We start from the raw sequence: 6,323 nt of genomic DNA, 5'->3' as shown, positions 1-6,323 counted from the left end.
GGGCAGTGGCGGGCTTGATGGGCGTGACGGGCAAGCGATGCAGCGCATGGCCCGCCACGCCGATGCGAACCGGCGATCTTTGCTACATTCACACAGATGCCCGGTTCGCGTTCTGGGCGCGGCAGGCGCCGCGCGGCTCATGGCTAGCGAACCCCGCAAACTGAACAACCCAACCTCCAAGAGACAAAGCGATGCGAATTCTAGTAGTAGGTGCAGGTGCGGTGGGCGGCTACTTCGGCGGCCGCCTCGCTCACGCCGGACGTGACGTTACCTTCCTCGTGCGCGCAGCACGTGCCGAGGAGCTGCGCCGGGCCGGCCTCGTCATCAGGAGCCCGCGCGGCGACCTCACGCTGCGTGACGTCAAGACCGTGCAGGCAGGCGAGAGCGCGGCGCCGTTCGATCTGGTGGTGCTGAGCTGCAAGGCCTATAACCTTGACGACGCGATTGCTTCGTTCGAGCCGCTGGTCGGCCCGTCCACGCAGATCCTGCCGTTGCTCAACGGCATGCGCCACATCGACGTTCTCAGCCAGAAGTTCGGTGCGGCTCGCGTGCTGGGCGGTCAATGCGTGATTGCGGCGACGCTTAACCGCGAACGCGAGATCGTCCATCTCAATGATATGCATGCGCTTGCCTTCGGCGAGCTGGAAGGCGGAGTGTCGGAGCGCGTGCGCGCAATTGGCGAACTCATGTCCGGCGCCGGTTTCGATGTGTCGACGAGCGAGCACATCCTGCTGGGCATGTGGGAAAAATGGGTGTTTCTGGCGACGCTGGCGGCCAGCACGTGTCTGTTCCGCGGCTCGGTGGGCGATATTCTGAGCGCTCCGGACGGCCGGCGCGTGATCGAAGGACTGCTCGGAGAATGCCGTGCGGTGGCGCAGCACAATGGCTTTACGATGGGGCCGAATTTCGATGCTCGCGCCAATCAGACGCTCTTTACGCCTTCGCCACTGACGGCTTCGATGCTGCGCGACGTCGAGAATCACTCGCGCACAGAAGCCGACCATATTCTCGGCGACCTGATCCAACGCGGCGGCACGGCCCAGCAGCGCGATGCCGGGTTGTCGTTGCTGCGGATTGCCTATAGTCATCTGAAGGCCTACGAGGCTCGTCAGGCGCGTAGCGCATAAGCGGCGTGGCGTAGGGTAGGGCCTTAGGGCCACAGGATTGCCGCGCGTTCCAAGGCAACGCCTTGCCATGCAGTAGAATCGATCACGCCGCGCATGCCGCGGCGGACGTTCAACAGGAGGCGGGATGCCGAGTCCAACGGGATCGGTGGTGGCGCTGAGTTCGGCGTCGGCGACGACGTTTTCGATCGGTATCGTGTATCTCGGCTACTGGGGGATCCACGAGCCTTCGCCGTGGAAGTTCGTCGATGCACTGGTGGTGCTGTTCGCCCTCGGCGGCTTCGCCTGCCTCGGCCTCGTGCCGTGGATGGCGACCCGCTCGGTCGAGCCCGAAAGCAGCGACGCCGGGATTCGCGTAGCCCGGCGTCTGTTCCTGAGTGGCGTGAGCGCGATCTGGCTTTCGGTCGCGCTCTCCATCGTCTCTATCGTCACCTGACCCGGCAGCTTACTGCTCGATCTGCCGGTTCCAGCGCGTATCCCACTGCGCGCGGTGTGCGTTGATCGCGTCCCAGTCCACCACCGTTACCTTGTGCAGCAGGTCTTCGACATTGCCCAGGCTCTGTTGCATCGCAGGCGGCATCTTCGCGAGGCGGTTGGTGGGAATCTGCTTGCCGACCTCGGCTGCCTTGGTCTGTGCCGGCGCCGACACCAGGAACTGCGCAAGCTTCTGGGCAAGCGCCGGGTCCGGGTTGTTGTTGACCACACACAGGTCCACCAGCAGCAGCACCGGACCTTCCTTCGGATTCACATAAGCCACCGGCAGCCCCTTGTCCTGCAGATCGCTGACACCGGTCGGTGTGAGTGGGAACAGACCGGCTTCGCCCGTTTGCACCATTTCCGAAATCTTGGCGGAGTTCGGGATGTATTCGATCACGTTCGGCCCGACGGTGCTGGACCATTTCGTGAAGGCGGGTTCGACGTTCTGTTCGCTACCGCCCATCAGACGATTGATCGCGAGAAAGCCATGCAGCCCGAACGTACTGCTCGATTCGGACTGGAACACCACCTTGCCCTTGTATTTCGGATCCGCGAAGTCCATCCATGAAGTCGGCGGCGCCCAGCCCTTTTCGGCGAACAGCTTCTTGTTATAGGCAATGCCGGTCATGCCGAGCTGCACGCCCGCGCCCATATCGTCTTTCATGCGCGCAAACGGGTAGAGCTCCTTGAGCACGGGGGCGTCGTCGAGCTTTTGGCACACACCCATGCTGACGGCGCGCGCCATCACGCCATCGTCGAGAAACACCACATGAATCTGCGGATTGGCCTTGTTGGCGAGCAGCTTGGCGAGAATGTCGGACGACGTGCCCGGCACCACGACCACCTTCACGTTGTTGGCCTTCTCGAAGTCGGGCAGTACCTGGCTCGTATAAGCCTTCTCCATCGGACCGCCGTTCATGCCGATGTAGATCGTTTTGGTCTGCGACCACGCGGGTGCCGCAGCGCCGAATGCGCACAATGCAGCGAGCGCCGCGATGGTTCTGAACAGTTTCATGGTGGATCTCCTGGGTTTGACTAGAGAGCGTGCAGGCTAGGGGTAGAGACGGTGGCGAAGCGATCGATCGCAAACGCCTCGAGCGGTGTGGCTGTCGAACCGTGCACCACAAGGTCGGCGAGCACTTCGCCGACGCCGGGCGCGAGCAGGAAGCCGCCGCCCGAAAAACCGAACGCATGCAAGAGGCGCGGCACGGCACGGCTCGCGCCGATCACCGGATTGCTGTCTGGCGTTTCGCCTTCGACGCCGCTCCATGTGCGAATCAGCAGCGCGCCGCGCAGCGCGGGCAACAGCGCGCAGGCATCGCGCATGACGGCGCGGGTGGTGTCGGTGGAGGGCTGGCCGTATTCGCCGTCACCCTGTCCGCGGCCGCCGCCGACCACGCAGTTGCCGCGGGCCACTTGCCGCGCGTAGACGCCGCCGCCATACACGCCGAGGTTGTGCGTGATAAAGAGCGGCAGCGGCTCGGTGACCCACATGTTCGGGTAGATCGGCTTCATCGGCACGGTTTCGCCAAACGAAGCCGCGATCCTGTTGGCCCATGCCCCGGCCGAATTGATCAGCCAGTCCGAGGTGAAATGCAGCTCGCCCGCGCGTAGCTGGAAACGCGTACCGTCATGGCTGATTTCGCTGAGTTCGGTCTGCTCGCGGATGTCCGCCCCGGCCGCGCGCGCGGCGCGAGCGAAGGCCGGCGAGACGAGGCGCGGATTGGCATGGCCGTCGCTCGCGCACAGCGAGCCGCCGATCGCCGCAGTGCCCAGCCACGGGTAACGGCGCCGGAATGTCTCGCCGCCAAGCAGTTGCGCTTCGAGCCCGTGCTCGCGCGCCATCTGCGCCCAGCGTTCGAGCGCGGCGAGATCGCTTTCTTTGCGCGCGAGACGCAAATGGCCGGAGACGACGAACTCGCCGTCGATGCCGATCAGTTCGGGCAGGCGGTCCCAGACGCGCCGCGCCCGCATGGCGAGCGGCATCTGTTCGGCCGGGCGTCCCTGGCAGCGCACGCCGCCGTAGTTGACGCCGCTCGCCTGGGCGCCGCAAAAGCGCCGCTCGAACAGGCCGACGCGCAAGCCGGCTTTGGCCAGTGCAAGTGCGCTCGATGCGCCTACCAGACCACCACCGGCAATCGCAACGTCGTAGTGCAGCGGCTTATTCATCGCGAGCCTCCTCCGGAATCGCGGCGACGCCGTCGGCATAAAGAGCGGGCGAGATGGGAATCGGTTTGACCGGCGGCTGGCTGCGCAAGCGGCCGACCGCTTCGAGCGGCTTGCCGGTTTCCGCGCTCAGGAGGGCCAGCGCCGCTTCGCCGCACATGCGGCCCTGGCAGCGGCCCATGCCGACGCGAGTCAGTGCCTTGAGGCGGTTGATCTCGCTTGCCGCGCCGCTGCGGATGCAGTGGCGCAGTGTTTTTGCATCGACTTCCTCGCAACGGCACACGGTCATCCCGTCGGGCCATTGCGACGCGCAATCGGCAGGGGGTGTGAACGCGGTTTCGATGCCTTGGCGGAAGATCGCAATACGTTGCAGGCGACGCTCGAGCGAAGCCACGTCAGGCAGGTTCGCGCCGCGCGGATGAGCGATGCTCAGATCGTCGAGCACCGCGAGGGTGGTGCGGCGTCCCGCCAGCTCGGCGGCATCGGCTCCGGCAATTCCTGCGCCGTCGCCGGCCAGGTAAATGCCCGGCACCGAACTGCGTCCGGCTGCATCGAGTTCAGGAAGCCAGCAGCGGTTCTGCGCATCGAAGCGGAAGCGGCAGCCGGCCAGATCGGCGAGCTGGGTCTCGGGGCGCAGGCCGAAGCCGAGGCCAACGGCGTCGCAGGCAAGCGTTTCGCTGTCCGCGCTGCGGCGGGAGGCCTGCCAACGGATGGCCCTGACATGAAGCTCACCGTCGATGCCGGCGAGCTTCACATCGCGCTCGATACGCACGCCGCGAGCCTGCAGCCAGCCCATGTAGTAAAGCCCCTTCGCCAGCGTGGCGGGCTGGCGCGCGAGTTTCGGCGCCGCCGCGATCTGCTGTGACAGGGCGCTGGTGTCGAGCACAGCCGCGATTTGCGCGCCGGCTTTCACATACTGGTAGGCGACCAGGTACAGCAAAGGCCCCGTGCCCGCGAGCACGACGCGCCGGCCGATCGCGCAGCCCTGCGATTTCAGCGCGACCTGCGCGCCGCCCAGCGTGTACACGCCGGGCAGGGTCCAGCCGGGCACCGGCAGCACGCGGTCGGTGGCGCCGCTGGCGATGATCAGGTGCGAGAACGGCACGCCAATCTCGCGTCCTGCGTGCAACGTGTCGAGCCGGCCTCGCCCGCAGGCCCAGGCGAGCGTATCGGGCCGGTAGTCGAGATGGGGCAGCAGGGTGGCCATCGTCGTGTGCAGCGCATCGGCCTTGCGGGCTTCGAAGCCATACAGCGCTTGCTTCGAGCGTTCGAAGCTGGCATTTGCGGGTGGCTGGCGATAGATCTGCCCGCCCCAGCGGGCATTTTCGTCGAGCACGACCGGCCGCACGCCTGCCGCGACGAGCGTTTCGGCGGCACGCACGCCTGCCGGTCCAGCGCCGACGATTACTACGCGTGGTTGCTGGGTCATGGCGCGGTTCCGTCGGGGCTGGTGGTGCTTGCGGCGCTGATGATGCTTGCGGCGCCGGCGGCCAAGCCCGCGTTGACATCCCACGCAGCGCCGCGCGTGACAATGCGCATCCCTTCGGCCAGCAGGGTCGAACAGGCCCGCAGGCGGGTGCCGTCTTCGCTGCGCACCCAACAGTCCTGGCAAGCGCCGATCAGGCAGAAACCGGCGCGCGGCTCGCCGCTGAATTCGCTTTGACGCACTTGCCGCTGCTGCGTCAGGATCGCAGTCAGGACGGTGTCGCCATTCAATGCGCTGACCGTCCGGCCGTCGAGCACGAACGTCAGCGGCATGCGCCGCAGTTCCGCGATGCGCACGAACTGCGGACCGCGCTCGTCGGAGGAATCAGGTGGATATGAAATGCCGGGCATAGGAGGCAGGGCAGAGGAAGTCATCAGTGCTGGCCGATCAGAATGCGGTTGAGTCCATACACGCGGTCGAGCAGCAGCATCGCGCCGGCGGTGATGAAGATCACCAGCGCGGACACCGAGGCCATCATCGGATCGATCGATTCGGTCGCATACATGTACATGCGCACCGGTAGCGTGACGGTTTGCGGCGAGGTGACGAAGATCGACATCGTCAGTTCGTCGAAGCTGTTGATGAAGGCGAGCAGCCAGCCGCCGGTGATGCCGGGCAGGATCATCGGGAAGGTGATGCGGCGGAAGGTGGTCCACGCACCTGCGCCGAGCGACGCCGCGGCGTGCTCGACGCTGCGGTCGAGGCCGCTCACCGAGGCGAGCACGAGCCGCATGACGAACGGCGTGATGATGATCATGTGCGCGAGCACCAGCCACGCAAACGAGCCGGTCGCGCCGATCAGCGCAAAAAAGCGCAGCAGCGCGATGCCCAGCACGAGGCCGGGAATCACCAGCGGCGAGAGCAACAGGCCGTTCAGGAAGCCGCGCCCCGGAAAGCGCGCCCGGCCGATCGCCAGCGCGGCCGGCAGCGCAACGATGAGCGACAGCGTGGCGGACGCGAAGGCGAGCTTCAGGCTGTTGAAGAACGCCGAGATAAAGTCGGGATAGTCGAGGATGGCGCGGAACCAGCGCAGCGAGAAACCGTGGGTCGGCAGCGTCAGGGTTTCGTCC

7 protein-coding genes are annotated in these 6,323 nt (G+C 66.0%); 2 read left to right on the top strand and 5 right to left on the bottom strand.

What is annotated here, in order from left to right:
* Positions 1–191: 191 nt before the first annotated feature.
* Positions 192–1,127, top strand: a complete 936-nt coding sequence (gene panE / locus FFS45_RS41175) for a 2-dehydropantoate 2-reductase (protein WP_137960307.1) — start codon at positions 192–194, stop codon at positions 1,125–1,127.
* A 124-nt stretch (positions 1,128–1,251) separates the two neighbouring features.
* The gene (locus tag FFS45_RS41170; protein ID WP_137960306.1) at positions 1,252–1,560 is read left to right on the top strand and encodes a hypothetical protein; all 309 of its coding nucleotides are present in this window, start codon (positions 1,252–1,254) and stop codon (positions 1,558–1,560) included.
* Between the two features lie 9 nt (positions 1,561–1,569).
* Here FFS45_RS41170 and FFS45_RS41165 read toward each other — a convergent pair whose 3' ends face one another.
* From FFS45_RS41165 to FFS45_RS41145, 5 genes are all read right to left on the bottom strand, one after another.
* Positions 1,570–2,616 (bottom strand): ABC transporter substrate-binding protein, encoded by a 1,047-nt coding sequence (locus FFS45_RS41165; protein WP_137960305.1) that lies wholly within the window; start codon positions 2,614–2,616, stop codon positions 1,570–1,572.
* 20 nt (positions 2,617–2,636) lie between these two features.
* Positions 2,637–3,770, bottom strand: coding sequence for an FAD-binding oxidoreductase (locus tag FFS45_RS41160; RefSeq protein ID WP_137960304.1), 1,134 nt, complete (start codon positions 3,768–3,770; stop codon positions 2,637–2,639).
* Entirely contained in the window at positions 3,763–5,196 is a 1,434-nt protein-coding gene (locus FFS45_RS41155) for an FAD/NAD(P)-binding oxidoreductase (RefSeq protein ID WP_137960303.1), read from the bottom strand. The genes FFS45_RS41160 and FFS45_RS41155 overlap by 8 nt, the downstream gene beginning before the upstream one ends.
* Positions 5,193–5,603, bottom strand: coding sequence for a (2Fe-2S)-binding protein (locus FFS45_RS41150; protein ID WP_249363136.1), 411 nt, complete (start codon positions 5,601–5,603; stop codon positions 5,193–5,195). Before FFS45_RS41150 ends, FFS45_RS41155 begins: the two co-directional genes overlap by 4 nt.
* Before the next feature lie 23 nt (positions 5,604–5,626).
* Positions 5,627–6,323: ABC transporter permease (locus FFS45_RS41145; protein WP_137960301.1), on the bottom strand; the 697-nt coding region annotated here is incomplete at its 5' end.

The organism is Burkholderia sp. 4M9327F10, assembly GCF_005503145.1.
In the GTDB taxonomy this organism is placed as follows: Bacteria; Pseudomonadota; Gammaproteobacteria; order Burkholderiales; family Burkholderiaceae; genus Paraburkholderia.
Note: the sequence above shows the minus strand (reverse complement) of the source record. Positions and strands in the feature narration are given on the sequence as shown.